The organism is Micromonospora sp. NBRC 110038, from assembly GCF_020884815.1.
Taxonomy (GTDB): Bacteria; Actinomycetota; Actinomycetes; order Mycobacteriales; family Micromonosporaceae; genus Micromonospora; species Micromonospora haikouensis.
Genome location: NZ_BBOL01000002.1, coordinates 630044 through 649310 on the forward strand (window position 1 = coordinate 630044; position 19267 = coordinate 649310).

Genomic DNA, 19267 nt, shown 5'->3' on the forward strand with positions numbered 1-19267 from the left:
TCATGGTGCCGTCGGGTACCGGCCGAGCGGCCGGACAGGGGTGGACCGCCCTCCGGTAAGGGTTCGGCTACCGGGGGGACGACGGGAGTTCGACCGGATCGCCGTCGGCGCCCCGATCCGCCGCGAAGCCGCGCACGTCCGGCGCGCCGAGCCGGGCCGCGTCCGCCGTCGCGTCGTCCGGCATGAGCTGCGACTCCCGCTCCGCCTCCACCCGGGCCCGGTAGTGCGCGACCTCACGCGCCCGGGTCGCCGCGTCCCAGCCCAGCACCGCGCCCATCAGTTCGGCGGTGTGCTCGGCCGACTCCAGGCCGCGGTGGGCGGTCTCGAAGGAGATCCGGGTACGCCGGGTCAGCACGTCCTCCAGGTGCAGCGCCCCCTCGGCGCGGGCCGCGTACGTCACCTCGGCCGCCAGGTATTCCGGCGCGCCGGCCAGCGGGGAGGCGAGCAGCGGATCCGCGTCGACCAGCGCCAACAGGTCGAGGGTGAGGGTGCCGTAGCGCTCCAGCAGGTGCTCGACCACGCCGACCGGCACCCCGTGTCGGCGGGCCAGGTCGGCCCGGTCCCGCCACATCGCGGCGTACCCGTCGGCGCCGAGCAGCGGCAGGTCGGCCGTGCGGGACGGGCGGACCCCGCCGAGCCGGCGGGCCGCGCGGTCCACCACGTCGGAGGCCATCACCCGGTACGTCGTGTACTTGCCCCCGGCGACGAGCAGCAGCCCGAGCATGGGCTCGACCACCGCGTGTTCCCGGGACAGCTTGGAGGTGGAGTCCGCCTCGCCGGCCAGCAGCGGCCGTAGCCCGGCGTAGACGCCCTCGATGTCGTCGGTGGTCAGCGGCCGGTCCAGCACCGTGTTGACCTGCTCCAGCAGGTAGGCGATGTCGCGGGCGGAGGCGGCCGGGTGGGACCGGTCGAGCCGCCAGTCGGTGTCGGTGGTGCCGATGATCCAGTGCCCGCCCCAGGGGATGACGAACAACACGCTGGTGGCGGTGCGCAGGATCAGGCCCGTCTCGCCGGTGATCGCCGAGCGGGGCACCACGAGGTGCACCCCCTTCGACGCCCGGACCCGGACCCCACGGCGCAGCCCGACGTCGTTGAGCATCCGCGACATGTCGTCGGTCCACACGCCGGTCGCGGCGACGACGGTGCGGGCGCGTACTTCGAACTCGGCGTCCGGTGAGCCGGTCGGCGCCTCCAGGTCGCGGACCCGGACCCCGGTCACCTCGCGCGCCTGCCGGACGAGGCCGACGGCGCGGGTGCTGCTGACCACCGTCGCCCCCAGGCTGGCGGCGGTGCGGGCCAGGGTGACCACCAGCCGGGCGTCGTCGACCTGCCCGTCGTAGTAGCGGATCGCCCCGGCGAGGCCGTCGGCCCGCAGGCTCGGGAAGACCCGCCGCGCGCCCTCCCTGGTGAGGTGGCGGTGCAGCGGCATCCCCCGCCCGCCCCCGAACAGCCCGGCGAACGCGTCGTACGCGGCCACGCCGAGGCCGTAGTAGGAGCGGCGGAAGGTGCGGCCGGGCAGGTCGCGCACGCCCTTGCCGGCGGGCAGCGGGACCAGGATCGGCACCGGCCGGACCAGGTGCGGGGCGAGCCGGGTGGCGAGCAGCCCCCGCTCGGTGAGCGCCTCGTGGACCAGGTGGAACTCCAACTGCTCCAGGTAGCGCAGGCCGCCGTGGATCAGCTTGCTGGACCGGCTGGAGGTGCCGGCGGCGAAGTCGCGCGCCTCCACGAGGGCCACCTTCAGGCCCCGGGAGGCGGCGTCCAGCGCCGCGCCGGCACCGGTGACGCCGCCGCCGATCACCAGGACGTCGAACCGCTCGGCGCGCAGTCGCCGCAGGTCGGCGGCGCGGCGCGCCGGGGAGAGCTGGCCGGCGACGCTTCGGGAGACGTTGGGGTCACGCACCCGTCCACCGTAACCGCCGTGGCCACCACGCGGCATGTCGTGATCCGGCCGTACTGTCGGGGCATGGAGGTCGGTCCGTACGCAGGTCGTCCCTTTCCGCCGCCCATGGCCGTCCCGCCGGCCCGCCCCGGCCCGTGGCCCGTGGTGGCGGCGGTGCTGGTCGGGTGCTGGACGGTCGCGGTCGCCGTGCCGGGTGAGCTGGTCGGCTGGCTGGCCGACCAGGTCCGGCTCGCCACCGGCCTGGACCGGGTGGTCTGGCTGTGGCCGGTGGTCGCCGCCGTGACGGTGCTGCTGGCCGCGGTGCCGGCGCTGCTGCTGGCCCTGCTGCCCCGCTCCGGGGCGGTCCGGGCCACCGGCCGGGCCTGGCTCGCCGGGCTGCTCGCCCTCGGCGCGCTCACCGGCCTGCGCGCCCTGCCGCCGGTGCACCACGAGGCGTACCTGGCCGCGCTGGCGGCGACGGCCGTCCTGCTCGCCGTGGTGCTGCCCCGGCTGGTCCGGGGCCCCGCGCCGGCCCCCGCGCCCGCCCCTGCGCCGACGCCGCCGGCAGCCAACCCCGACCGGCCGCACGACCCCGACCGGCCGCACGACCCCGACCGGCCGCACGACCCCGACGCGCCTGCCGGGCCCGCCGCCCCGGCCGGTTCGCCCCGGACCGTACCGGCGGCGCAGGCGGCCGTGACCTGGCTGGCGGTGGCCGCCGGGCTGGCGACGCTGCTGCCCTGGGCGTGGTTCGGCGCGCTCGGCGGGCTGCTGGAGACCGGGCTCGCGGCGGCGGCCGCGGCGGCCGTCGGCGTCCTCGCCGGGGCGCTGCTCGACGCCCGGTTCTGGGCGCACCTCGCGGGCGGGCCGCCGCACCGGCCGGCGCGGCTGGTGCTGGTCGGCGGCCTGGTGGCCGGGGTGGCGCTGCTGCTGCTCGCCGCCGGCACCGGGCAGTCCGGCGCGCAGCTGCCCGCCCTGCTGACCCTGCCGCCGCTCGGCTTCGCGCTGGCCGCCCTCCAGGCGCCCGCGCTGCGGGCCGGCGGGTCCGCCGGCACCGCGCCCGTGCGCTGGCTGGTCGGGCTCGCCGCGTTCGGGCCGCTGGCCTTCGCCGACCCGGAGGAGATCACCCTGCTCCTGGCGGCCACCCGGGACGTGCCGTTCTGGGTGGCGGTCGCGGCCGCTGCCGGGCTCGCGGTGGCCGCGCTCCTGGCGATCGCGTACGGCGTGCTGCTGGCCCGCCCGCGTGGCCGCGCGCCGAGCCGGCCGGTGGCGGCGGCGACCGCCGGGGTGCTGCTCGCCGGGGCGGCGCTGGTCTACCTCGGCCCCGGCCAGCCCGGCCTGCACGGCGAGCGGCTGTTGGTGGTGCTGCGCGAGCAGGCCGACCTGGGCGGCGTGCCGGCCGGCGGGGCGGGTCAGGCGGGCCGGGACGCCCGTGCCCGGGAGGTCTACCGGCGGCTGGTGGCCACGGCCGAGCGCACCCAGGCGGGGCTGCGCCGCGACCTGACCCGGCTGGGGCTCGACCCGACGCCGTACTACCTGGTCAACGCGATCGAGGTGGACGGCGGGCCGGCGGTGCGGGCCTGGTTGTCGCGCCGCCCGGAGGTGGACCGGGTGCTGCTGAGCCAGCGGCTGCGCCCGCTGCCGGCCGGGGCACCGACCAGCCGGGGCGATCAGCCGGCACCCTCCGGGCCGGCCTGGAACGTCTCCCTGCTCCGCGCCGACCGGGTCTGGTCGCAGCTCGGCGTGACCGGGGCCGGCATCGTGGTCGGCAGCTCCGACTCCGGGGTGGACGGGCGGCACCCGGCGCTGGCCGGCGGCTTCCGGGGCGGCGACGACTCCTGGTACGACCCGTGGGACGGCACCCGCGCGCCGACCGACCAGGGCGGCCACGGCACCCACACGACGGGCAGCGCCGTCGGGCGGGACGGGATCGGGGTGGCCCCCGGGGCGAGCTGGGTCGGCTGCGTCAACCTGGACCGCAACCTCGGCAGCCCGGCGCGCTACCTCGACTGCCTCCAGTTCATGCTGGCCCCGTTCCCGGCGGGCGGCGACCCGTTCACCGACGGGCGTCCGGAGCGGGCCCCGCAGGTGCTGACGAACTCGTGGGGCTGCCCGCCGATCGAGGGCTGCGACCCGGCGGCGCTGCGGCCGGCGGCCGACGCGCTGGACGCGGCCGGCATCTTCGTGGTCGCGGCGGCCGGCAACACCGGGCCGTACTGCCGGTCGATCGAGGACCCGCCGGCGACGTACCCGGACGTGTTCACCGTCGGGGCGACCGACCGGGACCGCCAGGTCGCCGACTTCTCCAGCCGGGGGCCGGTGCCCGGCGCGGCGAAGCCGGACGTGGTCGCCCCGGGCGTGGGGGTGCTCTCCGCGATGCCGGGCGGCGGGTACGCCACCCTCGACGGCACGTCGATGGCGGCCCCGCAGGTCGCGGGCGTGGTGGCGCTGATGTGGTCGGCGAACCCGGCGCTGATCGGGGACCTGGAGCGCACCCGCCGGATCCTGCGTGACACCGCCGTCCCGGCCGGGGCGACGTACGCCTCCCGCAAGCCGGCGGACGCCTGCGGCGGCGACGCGAACATCGCCGGGGCCGGCCTGGTCGACGCGTACGCCGCTGTCAGCGCGGCGCGCTGAGGGGCGAAACGGGCACGGGGGCGGATAGCGCCGTTCAGCCGTCCCGGCCATCGACGGCCACCTACCGTCGAGGTGAGGAGGCAGCGATGACCACGGACGACGCACAGGCCGACGACCTGCGCCCCGCCGCCTGGGTGCCGGTCGAGGAGATCGCGGGGCAACTGCCGTTCGACCGGCTGGACTACGGCGACGCCGAGCAGTTGGCGGAGATGGCCGGGGGCGACGCGCTCGCGGCCGAGGAGCCGGTGGTCCTGGTCGACGAGCCGATCCGCGTCGACGAGCCGATCCGCATTCGCCGGCCGTCCGGCCGGGCCGGGAGGCGACGCGACCAGCCGCCCCTGCCGACGTGAGAGCCGTCGGCGGGCGTGTCGCCGAGGTGGGGGTCACCGGCGGTGGTGGGCCGGCGCGACGCGGAAGGGGCGGGCCGCTGACGCGACCCGCCCCTTCGACGTGCGGTGTAGCTGAACTCGGGTGGGGCTGGACTCAGAAGTCCATGTCCCCGCCGCCCGGGCCAGCCGCGGCGGCCGGGGTCTTCTCCGGCTTGTCCGCGACGACGGCCTCGGTGGTGAGGAAGAGCGCCGCGATCGACGAGGCGTTCTGCAGCGCCGACCGGGTCACCTTGGCCGGGTCGATGATGCCGGCGGCCAGCAGGTCCACGTACTCGCCGCTGGCGGCGTTGAGGCCGTGGCCGGCGTCCAGGTTGCGGACGCGCTCGACGACGACGCCACCCTCGAGGCCGGCGTTGACGGCGATCTGCCGCAGCGGGGCGTCCAGCGCGATCTTGACGATCTGCGCGCCGGTGGCCTCGTCGCCGGTCAGGTCCAGCTTGTCGAAGGCGGTCTTGCCGGCCTGCACCAGCGCGACGCCACCACCCGGGACGATGCCCTCCTCGACGGCGGCCTTCGCGTTGCGGACAGCGTCCTCGATGCGGTGCTTGCGCTCCTTCAGCTCGACCTCGGTGGCCGCGCCGACCTTGATCACCGCAACACCGCCGGCCAGCTTGGCCAGGCGCTCCTGCAGCTTCTCGCGGTCGTAGTCGGAGTCGCTCTTGTCGATCTCGGCCCGGATCTGGTTGACCCGGCCCTGGATCTGCTCGGCGTCGCCGGCACCGTCGACGATGGTGGTCTCGTCCTTGGTCACCACGACCTTGCGGGCGCGGCCCAGCATGTCGAGGCCGGCGGCCTCCAGCTTGAGGCCGAGCTCCTCGCTGATGACCTGACCACCGGTGAGGATGGCGATGTCGGTCAGCATGGCCTTGCGGCGGTCGCCGAAGCCGGGGGCCTTGACGGCCGCGGACTTGAAGACGCCCTTGACCTTGTTGACCACCAGGGTCGGCAGGGCCTCGCCCTCCACGTCCTCGGCGATGATCAGCAGCGGCTTGCCCGACTGCATGACCTTCTCCAGGATCGGGAGCAGGTCCTTCACCGACGAGATCTTGCTGTTGGCGATCAGGATGTAGGGCTCGTCGAAGACGGCCTCCATGCGCTCCGGGTCGGTCATGAAGTACGCGGAGATGTAGCCCTTGTCGAAGCGCATGCCCTCGGTGAGCTCGAGCTCCAGGCCGAAGGTGTTGCTCTCCTCGACGGTGATGACGCCTTCCTTGCCGACCTTGTCCATCGCCTCGGCGATGATCTCGCCGACGGTGCTGTCACCGGCGGAGATGGAGGCGGTGGAGGCGATCTGCTCCTTGGTCTCGACGTCCTTGGCGAGCTTGGACAGCTCCTCCGAGACGCTGGCCACGGCGGCCTCGATGCCCCGCTTCAGGGCCATCGGGTTGGCGCCGGCGGCCACGTTGCGCAGGCCCTCGCGGACCAGGGCCTGGGCCAGGACGGTCGCCGTCGTCGTGCCGTCACCGGCCACGTCGTCGGTCTTCTTGGCGACCTCCTTGACCAGCTCGGCGCCGATCTTCTCGTACGGGTCCTCGAGCTCGATCTCCTTGGCGATGCTCACACCATCGTTGGTGATGGTGGGGGCACCCCACTTCTTCTCGAGCACCACGTTGCGGCCCTTCGGGCCGAGGGTCACCTTCACGGCGTCGGCGAGCTGGTTCATGCCCCGCTCGAGGCCGCGGCGAGCCTCTTCGTCGAACGCGATCATCTTGGCCATACGGCGTTGTCCTCCTGGACACTCACGGGCCACCCGAGTGTGTGTCCCGGATGGGCCGCCTGGTGTACGCACCTTGGGACGTCGCCACCTGGCGACGACGACGTCTCCTCGGCCGGGCCGGATAGCCCGCGACGACCGGCCATGTGCCACCCGACGGATGTCCGCCGTGCGGCCGTGGCCCCACCGTCCCGACCATTGGCACTCACCCAAGGCGAGTGCCAATGACTTGTTTAGCACTCTGCCCTGCCGAGTGCAAGCACGATGCGGCGGACGGGCCGGGTCGACCCCGCCTGACCAGCGCGACCCGGCCCACCGGTTCAGCCGATTTCACCCGCCAGCCGGGCGGCGGTAACCGGACCCTCGTGCGCCCGCTGCTCGGCGTACGTGACGACCAGGCCGACCAGGTAGACCAGGGCCACCGGCACCGCGACCAGGGCGGCGCCCACGGCGTACGCGACGTTCCAGCCGTCCAGCGAGGCGGCGTCGGCCGGGTCGGCGAAGAGGACGGTCGCGACCTGGATCGGGGCCACGACCATGGACGCGAGGGAGGCGGCGAACCCGACCAGCGCCATCCGCCCGAGCACGGGCCCGAGGCGGGCGTGGAACATCTGCCGGGCCCGGCCGAGCGGGGCGCCGCCCTCGAACAGCAGCACGGGGCCGAACAGGCTCAGCGCGGCCATCACGTACAGGCCGGGCAGGTAGCACAGCACGAATCCGACCAGCATCAGCAGGACGTAGACCACCGTCCAGCCCCACAGCACCGGGGCCCGGCGCAGGCCGTACGCCAGGGCGTCGCCCACCGACGCCGGCTCGCCCGCGGCCTGCCGCGCCACCACGCGGGTGCCGGCGGCCCAGCCGACCGCCTCGACGAACCCGAGCAGGCAGCCGAGGCCGATCATCGCGGCGAGGAAGACACCGAGGTCACCGAGGTAGCCGTCGGGCAGCGGGGGCGGCGGCTCGCCGGGCGCGGTGGGCTCCAGCGGCGGCAGCGGGTACAGCGGCACGGTCGCCAACAGCAGCAGGAACGTCGGCAGGGCATGGGTGAGGGCCAGGACCGGCACGAGCAGCCGCCAGCTGCGGCGCAGCGCGCCGGAGCACCGGGAGAACCACCCGCTCAGCCCTTCCCCGGGCAGGGTGACCAGCGGGTCCGCCGGGTCGTAGCCGGGCGGCGGCCACGGCACCGCGTAGCCCGGCGGAAACGGGTGGCCCGGCGGGTACGGCACGGCGTGCGCCGGCGGTAGCACCGGGCCGGGGTGGGGCTGCTGGCCGGGGTGAAGTTGCTGGCCGGGATAGGGCTGCTGGCCCGGGTGGGCCGGGAACCCGGTGGGGTGCCGGACGGGCGGGGGACCGACCGCAGCCGGCCCCTCGGGCCCCGGGTGGGATCGATCGGGTGGGGGTGGCTGGGACATGGGCCCTCCTCAGCGGCGACGCCGGAACGGCTCACGATCTTCCCTGGCCCGACCCGCCTCCGCCGCCCCGGGGCGACGCGCTCCGCCCGGGGACGACGCGCTCCGCCCGCCACCGGCGGCCCGCCCGCCCGCGGGCCCCAGCGGTCGGGCGGTCAGGCGACGACGCGTACGCGCTCGGCCTGCGGCCCCTTCTGCCCCTGGGCGATCTCGAACTCCACGCGCTGCCCGTCGTCCAGCGCCTTGTAGCCGTCCATCTCGATGGCGGAGAAGTGGACGAAGACGTCCTGCCCGCCGTCGACGGCGATGAAGCCGTAGCCCTTCTCGGCGTTGAACCACTTCACGGTGCCCTGTGCCACGGTGCACTTCCTAACGTCGCGCGGCCTTCCACGAGCGGGTACGCCGACGGAACCGGCGGCCCCGGGAACACCGGTTTCACCCGTCTGCGCCGACCGGGAAACCAGTGACCGAAATCGCACGCTACACGAGGAGTGACGATGGCGCACGGCCACAAATGGGGCTATAACGGACCGACCTCAACCCGGCACTGCATAGGCGGCCATCACTGCGATAGGTATGCGGGATGACAGCAGTTTCCCGCCCGCCGACCGACCCGGGCAGCGCCCCGACGGGGACGGCCGACACCGCCGCACGGGCAGCCGACGTACGCCGGGTGACCCTGCCGGACGCGGCCCGGATGCGGGCGCTGCGGCTGGAGATGCTCGCCGACGCGCCGCTGGCCTTCCTGGAGACCCTGGCGGAGGCCGCCGCCCGCCCGCACGCCGAGTACGCGGCCCGCGTCGCGTCGGTCGCCAGCGGCCGGCACACCGCCCAGTTCGTCGCCGACCCCGGCGCGGACCGGCCCGGCGGCCCCGCCGGGCGACTCCTCGGGCACGCCGGCGGGACGGTCTCGGCGGACGAGCCCGGCCTCACCGTCGTCTACGCCGTCTACGTCACGCCGGCCCGGCGCGGCACCGGGCTGCTCGCCGCGCTGATCGAGGGGGTCGCCGCCTGGTCCCGGGAGTGCGGTCGGCCGGAGCTGATGCTGGAGGTCGTCGTCGGCAACGACCGCGCCCACCGGGCGTACCGGAGGCTGGGCTTCGTCGACACGGGCGTGCGGGTCCCGCACCCGAGGCTCCCCGCCCTGCGCGAGCTGCAGATGCGCCGCCCGGCCTGAGGCGGAGGTGCTGCAGGGGCCCCTGTGCAACAGAAGGCGTTGACAAGGGGCCCCTCTTGCACCTCAGGCGGGGCGGCGGCTCTGGACGATGCGGAACCGGTTCGCCACGTACGCGCCGTCGGTCAGCGCCGCGTTCGCCGCCGCGTTGGCGCCGCTGCCGTGGAAGTCGGAGAACGCCGCCGACTGGTTGACGAAGACGCCGCCGGTCAGGTTGCACGACAGGTGCACCCCGACGTCGATCGCCGCCGCCTCGGCCGCGTCCAGCACCGCCGGGTCGGTCGAGTAGACGGCGGCGGTCAGCGCCCCGGACTCGCCCACGGTGGCGCGCAGGAGCTCCAGGCTGTGCGCGGTGGAGTCGGTGGCGATCACGAACGAGATCGGCCCGAACCACTCCCGGCCGTACGTCGCGGTGTCGGCGGCGGCCAGCTTGACGATGGTCGGCGTCCGCACCACCGCGCCGGGGAAGGCGGGGTGCTCGACGGTACGCGACTCCAGCACCGCCGCCCCGACCTTGGTGACCTCGTCGAGGCGCTCCAGCACCCCGTCGTTGACGATCGCGCCGGTCAGCTCGACGCCCCGGGCCGGGTCGGCGGTGAGCTTGCCCACGGCGGCGGCGATCCCGGCGGCCACCTCGTCGAAGCTCTTGTGCCCCTGGTCGGTGTCGATGCCCCCGGCGGGGATGAGGATGTTCTGCGAGGTGGTGCACATCTGGCCGCTGTAGAGGGTCAGCGTGAAGCCGAGGTTGCGGCACAGCCCCGCGAAGTCGTCGGTGGAGTCGATCACCACCGTGTTCAGGCCGGCCTTCTCCGTGTAGACCGTCGCCTGCCGGGCGTTGGCCTCCAGCCAGTCGCCGTACTCGGTGGAGCCGGTGAAGTCGACGATCTTCACGGCCGGGTGCAGGGCGAGGGTGGTGGCGAGCTTCTCGCCGGGGGCCTCGGGGGCGAGCAGCACCAGGTTGGGGTCGAAGCCGGCCTCGGCGAGCACCTCGCGGGCGTACTTCACGGTGATCGCGAGCGGCAGCACCGCGCGGGGGTGCGGCTTGACGACCACCGGGTTGCCGGTGACCAGCGAGGCGAACAGCCCGGGGTAGGAGTTCCAGGTCGGGAAGGTGTTGCAGCCGATCACCAGGGCCACCCCGCGCGGCACCACGTGGAACGTCTTGGTCATCCGCAGCGGGTCGCCCTTGCCGGCGGCCTTCTCCCAGCCGGCCGTCCCCGGGTGGCGGGTCATCTCCGCGTACGCGTAGGCGACCGCTTCGAGGGCGCGGTCCAGCGCGTGCGCGCCGCCGGCCTGGAAGGCCATCACGAACGCCTGGCCGCTGGTGAACTGCACCGCGTTGGCCAGCTCGAAGACGTGCTTGTGCAGCCGGTCGAGGATCTCCAGGCAGATGCCCGCGCGGGCCTGCGGGCCGGCGTCGCGCCAGGCGGGCAGGGCCGCGGAGGCGGCGGCCACCAGCTCGTCGGCGCCCGGGTGCGGGTAGCGCACGTTCAGCTCCAGCCCGAAGGGGCTGGCCTCGGTGGCGACCCGGTCGCCGGTGCCGGGCTGGTCGAGCGGGAAGTCGCCGTTCAGGTACGCCTCGAACGCGGCCTTGCCGTCGGCGGCGGCGGTCTCGCCGTAGACCCGGGGGCTGGGTGACTCGGGATAGGCGGACCAGTACCCGCGCTCCGTGATCGCGGTCAGCGCCCGGTGCAGGGTGTCGGCGTGCTTGTCGTACTCGGGATGCGGGGTCTCCGTCATGCCCGCCATCATGCCGCAGCCGGCCTGCGGGCAGTAGGGTCGGCGGACGCCGCCGGCCGCCCGCCGACCCCGCCGCCGGCCGGCGGTCAGAGGGTGAGCTGCCAGTCGGTCCAGGCGTCGACCGGGCGGAACCCGAGCGCCTCGTTGATGGCGATCATGTACGTGTTGGCCTGCGCGTTGAAGGTGTCCACCGCGCGCAGTCCCGGCTCGTGGGCGAGCGCGTACCGCAGGTTCTCGACCTTGACGAGCAGCCCGAGCCGGTGGCCCCGGTGCGCCGGGTCGACGATGGTGGTCTGCTGCCACGCGTGCCACGGCACGTTGGGGCCGACGTCGATCGTCGTCCAGGCGACCAGCCGCCCGGACGCGGCGTGCACCGCCCCGTGGTGGTAGCGGCGGCGGCCCCGCGCGTCCAACGCCCGCTCGACGCCCCGGATCCGCTCGACGTCGACGCGCTCCGGCTCCCACTCCATCTCGCCCAGGGGCGCGTCGGCCATCAGCCGGCCGTCGAGGTGGGCGACGTCGGCGACGTACTCCTGCGGAGCCGCGCCCTGCCAGCGGACCGTGCGGTAGCCGGCGGCGCGGGACCGGGCGTCGGCCAGCGCCGCGTCGAGCGCGGCCTGGTCGAGCCGGGTGGTGTCGAGGCGGCGGCGGACCTCGGCGAGCACCGCCCGCGCCCCCGTGGTGGCGGCGAACGCCCCGCCGGCCCCGCCGCGCGCCGGCCCGCCGGGCAGGGCCGCGACGGTCGCGCCGATCACCCGCTTGCGCCCCCGCTCGCGCAGCAGCTCCACGCCGTGCGCGTGCAGGGCCCGGCCGACCCCGCGCCGCCGGTGCGCCGGGTGCACGAACAGGTCGACGGTGGCGTTGTCGGTGTTGTCGAGCTGCGGCAGGTCCAGGGCGAGGTAGCCGGCCGGCGCGCCGTCGAGCCGGGCCAGCGCCCAGACCGGCACGTTGCCCGGCATCGGGTGCCGGACCGCCGCCTCGAAGCGCTGCCGGCACAGCGGCGGGAAGTCGGGGACGTCCGCCTGGTCGGCGGCGGCCCGGATCCCGTACGCGGCGTCGACCGCGCCCTGGTCCGCCGGGTCGATCGGGGTGATGGTGATGCCCATGGGCCGAGGGTGGCCGGGGAAAGACGATCGGGCCAGCGAATTTTCCGCTGGCCCGATCGGACGTTGGTCGGGAGGGACGATCGCACAACGCCTCCGGCGTTGGGTCGTAAGAACTTAAAGTCTACGGCGAAACGCCCTCCCGCACGGAGCATCTTGCGCCGTCCGGTTCCTGCCGTCAAGTCCTCGGCGGCGGGTTTTTGCGTACGGAGGGCAAAACGTCGGTTACCCGACGGATCGGCGCCCTTCGTGAAGGCGCGCGATGTCGGCGACATGGGGGTGTCCCGGCGGGCGGATGCCCCCATGTCGCCGACCCGGAGTCGATCAAGCTCTCGACCCGGCACGGCGGCCCGGGCCGGACGGGGACTCAGCCGAGCAGGCCGGCGTCGCGGGCGGCGCGCAGCGAGGGCTTGATCCGGTGGGTCGGGCCGACCTGCGGGGCGACGGCGTCGATGGTCTTGAGCCCCTCGCCGGTGTTGAACACGACGGTCTCCGCCGTCGGGTCGAGCCGGCCGGACTCGACCAGCTTGCGCAGCACCGCCACGGTCACCCCGCCGGCGGTCTCGGCGAAGATCCCGGTGGTACGGGCCAGCAGCCGGATGCCCGCGCGGATCTCGTCGTCGTCGACGTACTCCATCCACCCGCCGGTGCGTCGCACGGCCTCCAGCGCGTAGAGGCCGGCGGCGGGGTCGCCGATGTTCAGCGACTTGGCGATGCCGGTCGGCTTGACCGGGGTGATGGTGTCGGTGTCGGCGTGCAGGGCCGCCGCGATCGGGTTGCAGCCGGCCGACTGTGCCCCGAACACCTTCCAGCCGCCGGCCGGGGCCTCGACGAGGCCGATCTCGACCAGCTCGCTGAACGCCTTGTCGATCTTGGTGAGCAGCTCGCCGCTCGCCATCGGGATGACCACCTGGGCCGGGATCCGCCAGCCGAGCTGCTCGGCCACCTCGTACCCGAGGGTCTTGGAGCCCTCCGCGTAGTAGGGCCGGACGTTGACGTTGACGAAGGCCGTGTCCTCGAACTCGTCGGTCTCCACCAGCTCGCCGCAGAGCCGGTTCACGTCGTCGTACGAGCCGTCGATGGCGACCAGCTCCCCGCCGTAGACGGCGGTGGTCACCACCTTGCCCGGCTCCAGGTCGCTGGGGATGAACACGATCGACGGGGCACCGGCGCGGGCCGCGTGGGCGGCGACCGAGTTGGCCAGGTTGCCGGTCGACGCGCAGGCGAACCGGGTGAAGCCGAGCGCCCGGGCGGCGGTGAGCGCCACCGACACCACCCGGTCCTTGAACGAGTGGGTGGGGTTGGCGCTGTCGTCCTTGACCCAGAGGGGGGCGGTGATGCCCAGCTCGGCGGCGAGGTTGCCGGCGGCGACCAGCGGGGTCAGCCCCGGGTCCACGGTCACCCGGGTGGCCGGGTCCTGGCCGGCGGGCAGGAGGGCGGCGTACCGCCAGAGGTTCTGCGGGCCGGCCTCGATCTGCTCGCGGGTGACCCGGGCCAGGGCCGCCGCGTCGTAGTCGACTTCGAGGGGGCCGAAACACTCGTAGCAGGCGTGCTGCGCGGCGAGCGGGTAGCGCGCCGAACAGGCGCGGCAGACCAGGGCGCGGGCGGGGCTGGCGGTGGTGTCGATGCCGGGCGCGGCGAGGGTCGACGTCATGTCGAGGAGGTCCTCTCATCTTTCCCCGCATCGCACCCTGCGGCGGGGACGGAATTGGCACCTGTCCGCGCGGCTCGTCATCGAACGCACGGGTGGTTGCCGGGGCTTCGTCGGGCCGTATCCCTCTGCCCCTCTGGATGAGGTATTCAGTTGTGCCGCCGAGTCTACGGCGGATCGCGGCGACCGCCACCCGAGCTTCCCAGCGTATGGGCCGGATCGGGGGTGCCGACTTGGTCACATCGCCACTCTCCGCACTGTCGTCGCCACTCAATGCGACAGCTTGCGGGGCTTCCGGAAGGGCGGGTGGCCTGCGCTTTCTAGCCTGACGGCGTGACCTACCCCCCGTCGCCCGGCATGCCCGGGCCACCCCAGAGTCCCGGCCTGCCCGGGCCGCCCCCGAAGCCCCACAAGACCGGCCGGACGACCCGTACCGTGATCATCGTGGCCGCCGTCGTGGCGCTGCTCTGCTGCGCCGGCGCGTTCACCGCCAGCGGCGTCTGGTTCTTCCGCACCGTGCAGGGCGCGACCGCGCCCGCCCGGGACGCCGCGACCGCCTACCTCGACGACGTGCGGGCCGGCGACCACCCGGCCGCGTACGCCCGGCTCTGCGACGAGCTGCGCAGCCAGGTGACCGAGGAGGAGTTCGCCCGGGCCCGGGCGGCCGAGCCGGCCCTGGGCAACTACCGGGTCACCGCCACCGAGGTGAGCAGCAGCACCGGCAGCCAGTCCCGGGCCGAGGTGACCGTCACCGCCGCCGGACGGGAGCAGGTCCTCATCCTGGTCGAGGAAGGCGGCGGCTGGCGGGTGTGCGGGGGGATCTGACCATTCCACCGGCCGGACCGGGGGCACGCTCTCGGAGGTGAGCCACTCGGCCACCCCGGACGAATTTCCGCCCGCCCCGCGGTGCCGCCTGGCGATTCTTGGACAGTTCCTGTCTGTCGTGAACGACAACTGTCCAAGGTCGGGGCGCCGCGGGGCGGGCGGTCGGGTCAGGCAGGCACCGAGCGCTTGCTCGGGGCGGGCGCCGCGACGGCCGGCTCCCGGCGGCGGCCCAGCAGGGTGTCGACGGCCCACGTCCCGGGGCCGAGCACCGCGATGAGCACGAACGACCAGCAGAACAGCGCGGACAGTTCGCCGCCGTTGCGCAGCGGCAGCAGCCCCTCCGGCTGGTGCACCACGAAGTACGCGTACGCCATCGAGCCCGAGGCGAGCAGCGCGGCGGGTCGGGTGAACAGCCCGGCCAGCACCAGCGCGCCGCAGACGGCCTGGATCAGGGCCGCGTACCAGCCTGGCCAGGTGCCGAGCGGAACCGCCTGACCGGTTCCTCGCGCACCGCCGAAGACACCGAACAGCGACGACAGGCCGTGGAACAGGAAGAGCAGGCCAATCACCATGCGGAACAGGGACAGGACGGGACCGCCAAGTCGGTCAATGTTCATACCACACCTCCAGTGACAGAAGTCAATGCAGCTAGAATGCGGTAAGAATTTGATAAGGTCGATACTTGTCCCTCTCCGTGGGAACGCTCCCACGGCATGTGAGACGCAGGGCGTCACCACCAGCACACCGGCTCGACGCGACCTCCACGCCAGGCAGGATCGGTCACGGAGGACGAGCGTCAGGCCCGATCGACCACGGACGCCTGATCGGTTATGGACGCTCGGCTGCCCGCCGGGTCCGATCGGTCACGACGGCGGGTAGCTGCCCCTCCCCGCCGTCAGCTCGTGACGTCCTTACGGGTGAAACGCCAGAAGGCCAGCGACCAGAACAGGGTGGCGTAGGCGATCGCGGAAATGCAGCCGCGCACCAGGTCGTCGGTCTGCACCGGCGTCGACAGCAGCCCCAGCCAGGCGTTGGCGTAGTGGGTGGGCAGGAACGCCCGGATCCCGCCGAGCGCCGTGATCTGGTCGAGAATGCTGGACAGGATCCACAGCAGCACCGCGCCGCCGACCGCGCCGAGCGCCGCGTCCGTGACGACCGAGAGCAGGAACGCGAGCCCGGCCACCGCCAGCAGGACGACCGCCAGGTAGCCGAGCACAGCCGCCAACCGCAGCAGCCCCTCCGCCGGGTCGAGCTGGGCGGAGACCTGGCTGCGCAGCGGCTCCCAGCCGTACCGGAGGGTGCCCGCGAGCAGGGCGGTGCCGGCGAGCAGCAGCAGGGCCAACCCCGAGTACGCGAGCGCCACCAGCAGCTTCACCGCCAGCAGCCGGGCCCGGGGCACCGGCACGGCCAGCAGGTAGCGCAGGCTGCCCCAGCTCGCCTCGCTGGCCACCGTGTCGCCACAGAACAGGGCCACCACCACGACCAGCAGGAACGACGCCGAGACCAGCAACGAGAACAGGGTGAAGTTGAGCCCACCCGAGGTGGCCAGGTCGGCGAGGCTGGAGAACTCGCCCCCGCCGCCGTCGTCGTCGTTGCCCGAGTCGAACTGGAACGCGACCAGCACGATCAGCGGCAGCAGCACCATGAACCCGAGCGCGAGCTGGGTGCGCCGCCGCGACGCCTGCCGGCGGAACTCCGCCGCGAACGGCAGGGTCGCCGACGGCCGGTAGCCGGTCGCCGCGCCCACCGTGGAAGACGACTGCGCCATCACCGGTCCCCGCTTCCCCGAGAGTTCTCGCCCACCAGGGCGAGGAACGCGTCCTCCAGGCGGCGGCGCGGCACCACCCGGTCCACCCCGATCCCGGCCCGGACCAGCTCGGCCACCACCTCGCTGCGGGCGGTGCCGTTGGTGTCCACCACCAGCTGGCCCTCGGCGTCGGGCAGCACGGTCACGCCGGCCAGCCGGCCCAGCACGTCGCGCGCCGCGTCGGGGTCGGTCACGTCGAACAGCACGCTCGGCGACTCGCCGACGATCTCCTCCACCGGGCCGGACGCGACGATCCGCCCCTTGTTGACCACCACCGCGTGGGTGCAGGTCTGTTCCACCTCGGCGAGCAGGTGGCTGGAGACCAGCACCGCCCGGCCGTCGGTGGCGTAGCGCTGGAGCACCCGACGCATCTCCGCGATCTGCGGCGGGTCCAGGCCGTCCGTCGGCTCGTCGAGCACCAGCAGCTCGGGCAGGCCGAGCATGGCCTGGGCGATGGCGAGGCGCTGCCGCATGCCGTGGCTGTACTTGCGGGTCTTCCGGTGCACCGAGTCGCCCAGGCCGGCGATCTCCAGCGCCTCGTCGAAGTGCGCGTCCGCCCACGGCCGGCCGGTGGCCCGCCAGTAGGCCTTCAGGTTCTCCAGGCCGGACAGGTGCGGCAGGAAGCCGGGGCCCTCGACCAGCGCGCCGATGCGCGACAGCACCGGCGAGCCCGGCACCAGCCGCCGGCCGAAGACGTAGATCTCGCCCGCGGTGGGCTGGGTCAGCCCCATCAGCACCCGCAGGGTGGTGGTCTTGCCCGCGCCGTTGGGCCCGAGCAGGCCGACGACCTGGCCGGGGTGCACCTCGAAGTCGACGTTCGACACGGCGACGAAGCCGTCGGCGTACTCCTTGCGGAGCTGGCGCACGGCCAGCGGCGTGTCCGCGTACTCGGGATGCACCGAGCTGTCCTGGCGGCGGTGCCGGCGGCGGGCGACCAGGACGACCGCGACGAGCCCGACCGCGATGGCGGCCAGCAGCCCGGCCAGCACCCAGCGCCAGACGACGGCCGTGGTGGGGATCGGCTCGCCGGCCACGGTCGGCAACACCAGCGGGTCGTCGCCGGCCGCCACGGTGTAGACCGCCGGCTCGGCCGGCGTCGTGTACGCCTGGTCGGACGTCGCGACCACGACCCGCAGCCGGTGCCCGGCCTCGACCCGGCGGACGATCGCCGGCAGGGCGACCGTGACCGGCTTCGCGGCCCCGATGTCGGCCGGCAGGCCGGTGAGCCGGACCGGGGCGACCAGCCCGTTGGGCAGCGTCGCCGCGCCCTGCGGGTCGACGTCGTAGAGCTTCACGAACAGCACCGCCTCGCCGCTGGCCGACGCGGCCCGCAGCGTGACCGTCGGCGACCCGGCCACGTCCACCGCCTCGGTCAGCGGGGCCGACTCGAACCGGGCGTGCTGGCCGGGCACGTCGCCGGCCACCCCGCCGAGCAGCGAGCCGAGCGCACCGGCGAACGGGACGGAGGAGATGGCCGCCGGGTTGCCGTTGGGCGGGTTGGCGACCGGCTGGGCCGGGCCGGTCACCGCGACCTCGCGGCGCGCGTCGCCGGCCAGCCCCGGGTAGTCGGTGGTGCGGAAGCCGGTGGCGACCAGGCCACGGTCGAGGGCGTCGAAACCGGCGATCCGCGAGTACGTGAAGTCGTCGCCGGGGGCCGCCCCCTCGCCCTTGACGTAGTGGTCGAGCCACTGCACGGTCAGGTACTTCACCCGGTCGGAGTCGTTGCGCGGCCCGTCGCCGCCGTCGTGGCCGCCGGTGAACCAGGCCACCCGGACCGGGGTGCCGGCGGCGGCGATGCCACGCGCGTTGGCGTCGGCCTCGGCGAGCGGGAAGAGGGTGTCGGCCTCGCCCTGCACCAGCAGGGTGGGCGCCTTGATCCGGTCGAGCACGCCGGCCGGGCTGGACCGCCGGAGCAGGTCCACGGCCGCCTGGTCGCCCCGCCCGGTGGTGGCGATCCGCAGGTACGCGGCGCAGACGTCGGCGGCGAACCGGCCGCAGGACGGGTCGGCGGCCCCGGCCGGCGCGCGCCCCGAACCGGTGCCCGGCCCCGCGCCCGGTGCCGGGCTCGGCGGCCCCGCCGAGGCCGGGTTGCCCTCGGGCTGGGCGGCGGAGGTGCCGGAGAGTCCGGCCGGGCCGGAGCCGGCGTTGCCGCCGCCGCCGAAGAACAGCCCCGCCCAGCCCTTCTTGAACACGCCGGAGGTGGCGGGCCCGCCGGTGCTCTCCGGCAGGAACGCGCGGGACAGGTCGTTCCAGGTGATCATGGGGACGATCGCGTCGACCCGCTGGTCCTGGGCCGCCAGCAGCAGGGCCAGGCCGCCGCCGTACGAGCCGCCGACCACCCCCACCCGGGGGTCGCCGGCGGCGTCGGTGCGCACCTCGGGCCGGGCGGCCAGCCAGTCCAGCAGCCGCTGCGCGTCCCGCACCTCGTAGTCGGGGCTGTCCAGGTGGATCTGGCCGCCGCTGCGGCCGAAGCCGCGCGCGGTCCAGGCGAGCACCGCGTAGCCCTGGCCGGCCAGCTCCTCGGCGTCGGAGCGGACCGACTCCTTGGTGCCGCCGAAGCCGTGCGCGAGCAGCACCGCCGGCACCCGGCGGTCCGCCGAGGCGCCGTCGGGCAGGTAGAAGGTGGTGTCCAGGTCGACCGGCTCGTCGCCGGCCGGCCCGGAACGCACGGTGATCATCGCGGGCTCGGCGCGGAAGCCGGCCTCGCCGGGCCGGGCCGCCCAGAGCACGGCGGCGGCCAGCAGCACGACCGCCACCGAACCGGCGACGATCCGGCGGGGGCGGGTGGCCAGGGCCCGTCGGACCGGTGCGGCCGACAACGGCGATCTCATGCGGCAACGGTACGGTGCGGATCCTGAGCGTTCCCTGAGATCCTCCGTACGTCCGTCCGGCCCGGCCGATCGGCGACCCGTTTTGATCGTTTGCGCAGCGTCCGCCGC

14 protein-coding genes and 1 riboswitch are annotated in these 19267 nt (G+C 74.7%); of the genes, 4 read left to right on the forward strand and 10 right to left on the reverse strand.

The genetic code is table 11. From position 1 onward, the window contains the following. Nucleotides 1-67: 67 nt before the first annotated feature. Nucleotides 68-1936 carry a glycerol-3-phosphate dehydrogenase/oxidase gene (locus LPU61_RS10575; RefSeq protein WP_043965180.1) on the reverse strand — a complete coding sequence of 623 codons (1869 nt, stop codon included), beginning with the start codon at nucleotides 1934-1936 and terminating at the stop codon, nucleotides 68-70. A 27-nt stretch (nucleotides 1937-1963) separates the two neighbouring features. Here LPU61_RS10575 and LPU61_RS10580 point away from each other — a divergent pair, with 27 nt between their 5' ends. After that, entirely contained in the window at nucleotides 1964-4516 is a 2553-nt protein-coding gene (locus LPU61_RS10580; protein ID WP_374199638.1) for a S8 family serine peptidase, read from the forward strand. Nucleotides 4517-4602: 86 nt separating this feature from the next. Beyond that, nucleotides 4603-4866, forward strand: a complete 264-nt coding sequence (locus LPU61_RS10585) for a hypothetical protein (protein ID WP_077938125.1) — start codon at nucleotides 4603-4605, stop codon at nucleotides 4864-4866. Nucleotides 4867-4999: 133 nt separating this feature from the next. Here LPU61_RS10585 and groL read toward each other — a convergent pair whose 3' ends face one another. From groL to LPU61_RS10600, 3 genes are all read right to left on the reverse strand, one after another. Then, the gene (groL, locus tag LPU61_RS10590; protein WP_043965179.1) at nucleotides 5000-6622 is read right to left on the reverse strand and encodes a chaperonin GroEL; all 1623 of its coding nucleotides are present in this window, start codon (nucleotides 6620-6622) and stop codon (nucleotides 5000-5002) included. Between the two features lie 317 nt (nucleotides 6623-6939). Further along, entirely contained in the window at nucleotides 6940-8031 is a 1092-nt protein-coding gene (locus LPU61_RS10595; protein ID WP_229404804.1) for a hypothetical protein, read from the reverse strand. 152 nt (nucleotides 8032-8183) lie between these two features. After that, the gene (locus LPU61_RS10600; protein WP_007073263.1) at nucleotides 8184-8387 is read right to left on the reverse strand and encodes a cold-shock protein; all 204 of its coding nucleotides are present in this window, start codon (nucleotides 8385-8387) and stop codon (nucleotides 8184-8186) included. 338 nt (nucleotides 8388-8725) lie between these two features. Between LPU61_RS10600 and LPU61_RS10605 the strand changes: the two genes are divergently transcribed. Continuing rightward, nucleotides 8726-9205, forward strand: a complete 480-nt coding sequence (locus tag LPU61_RS10605; RefSeq protein ID WP_043966445.1) for an N-acetyltransferase — start codon at nucleotides 8726-8728, stop codon at nucleotides 9203-9205. 63 nt (nucleotides 9206-9268) lie between these two features. Here LPU61_RS10605 and paaN read toward each other — a convergent pair whose 3' ends face one another. From paaN to thrC, 3 genes are all read right to left on the reverse strand, one after another. Further along, on the reverse strand, nucleotides 9269-10942 hold the full coding sequence (gene paaN / locus LPU61_RS10610; protein ID WP_199486091.1) for a phenylacetic acid degradation protein PaaN: 1674 nt from the start codon (nucleotides 10940-10942) through the stop codon (nucleotides 9269-9271). Nucleotides 10943-11028: 86 nt separating this feature from the next. After that, the gene (locus LPU61_RS10615; protein WP_043965176.1) at nucleotides 11029-12048 is read right to left on the reverse strand and encodes a GNAT family N-acetyltransferase; all 1020 of its coding nucleotides are present in this window, start codon (nucleotides 12046-12048) and stop codon (nucleotides 11029-11031) included. Nucleotides 12049-12412: 364 nt separating this feature from the next. Continuing rightward, on the reverse strand, nucleotides 12413-13699 hold the full coding sequence (gene thrC / locus LPU61_RS10620) for a threonine synthase (protein ID WP_043965173.1): 1287 nt from the start codon (nucleotides 13697-13699) through the stop codon (nucleotides 12413-12415). 12 nt (nucleotides 13700-13711) lie between these two features. Beyond that, nucleotides 13712-13843: riboswitch (SAM riboswitch) on the reverse strand. A gap of 186 nt (nucleotides 13844-14029) precedes the next feature. Between thrC and LPU61_RS10625 the strand changes: the two genes are divergently transcribed. After that, nucleotides 14030-14521, forward strand: a complete 492-nt coding sequence (locus LPU61_RS10625; RefSeq protein ID WP_229404805.1) for a hypothetical protein — start codon at nucleotides 14030-14032, stop codon at nucleotides 14519-14521. 167 nt (nucleotides 14522-14688) lie between these two features. Here LPU61_RS10625 and LPU61_RS10630 read toward each other — a convergent pair whose 3' ends face one another. The 3 genes from LPU61_RS10630 to LPU61_RS10640 form a co-directional block, all read right to left on the reverse strand. Continuing rightward, on the reverse strand, nucleotides 14689-15138 hold the full coding sequence (locus LPU61_RS10630) for a DoxX family protein (RefSeq protein WP_043965169.1): 450 nt from the start codon (nucleotides 15136-15138) through the stop codon (nucleotides 14689-14691). A gap of 278 nt (nucleotides 15139-15416) precedes the next feature. Then, nucleotides 15417-16289, reverse strand: coding sequence for an ABC transporter permease subunit (locus tag LPU61_RS10635; protein WP_043965166.1), 873 nt, complete (start codon nucleotides 16287-16289; stop codon nucleotides 15417-15419). Then, the gene (locus LPU61_RS10640) at nucleotides 16289-19159 is read right to left on the reverse strand and encodes an alpha/beta fold hydrolase (RefSeq protein WP_229404806.1); all 2871 of its coding nucleotides are present in this window, start codon (nucleotides 19157-19159) and stop codon (nucleotides 16289-16291) included. Before LPU61_RS10640 ends, LPU61_RS10635 begins: the two co-directional genes overlap by 1 nt. Nucleotides 19160-19267: the final 108 nt, after the last annotated feature.

What these genes read in the sequence shown, in the direction of transcription:
- LPU61_RS10575 (WP_043965180.1), bottom strand. Translation starts at nt 1,936, where the DNA reads ATGCCGCGTGGTGGCCACGGCGGTTACGGTGGACGGGTGCGTGACCCC.
- LPU61_RS10580 (WP_374199638.1), top strand. Translation starts at nt 1,964, where the DNA reads ATGGAGGTCGGTCCGTACGCAGGTCGTCCCTTTCCGCCGCCCATGGCC.
- LPU61_RS10585 (WP_077938125.1), top strand. Translation starts at nt 4,603, where the DNA reads ATGACCACGGACGACGCACAGGCCGACGACCTGCGCCCCGCCGCCTGG.
- groL (WP_043965179.1), bottom strand. Translation starts at nt 6,622, where the DNA reads ATGGCCAAGATGATCGCGTTCGACGAAGAGGCTCGCCGCGGCCTCGAG.
- LPU61_RS10595 (WP_229404804.1), bottom strand. Translation starts at nt 8,031, where the DNA reads ATGTCCCAGCCACCCCCACCCGATCGATCCCACCCGGGGCCCGAGGGG.
- LPU61_RS10605 (WP_043966445.1), top strand. Translation starts at nt 8,726, where the DNA reads ATGCGGGCGCTGCGGCTGGAGATGCTCGCCGACGCGCCGCTGGCCTTC.
- paaN (WP_199486091.1), bottom strand. Translation starts at nt 10,942, where the DNA reads ATGACGGAGACCCCGCATCCCGAGTACGACAAGCACGCCGACACCCTG.
- LPU61_RS10615 (WP_043965176.1), bottom strand. Translation starts at nt 12,048, where the DNA reads ATGGGCATCACCATCACCCCGATCGACCCGGCGGACCAGGGCGCGGTC.
- thrC (WP_043965173.1), bottom strand. Translation starts at nt 13,699, where the DNA reads ATGACGTCGACCCTCGCCGCGCCCGGCATCGACACCACCGCCAGCCCC.
- LPU61_RS10630 (WP_043965169.1), bottom strand. Translation starts at nt 15,138, where the DNA reads ATGAACATTGACCGACTTGGCGGTCCCGTCCTGTCCCTGTTCCGCATG.
- LPU61_RS10635 (WP_043965166.1), bottom strand. Translation starts at nt 16,289, where the DNA reads ATGGCGCAGTCGTCTTCCACGGTGGGCGCGGCGACCGGCTACCGGCCG.
- LPU61_RS10640 (WP_229404806.1), bottom strand. Translation starts at nt 19,159, where the DNA reads ATGAGATCGCCGTTGTCGGCCGCACCGGTCCGACGGGCCCTGGCCACC.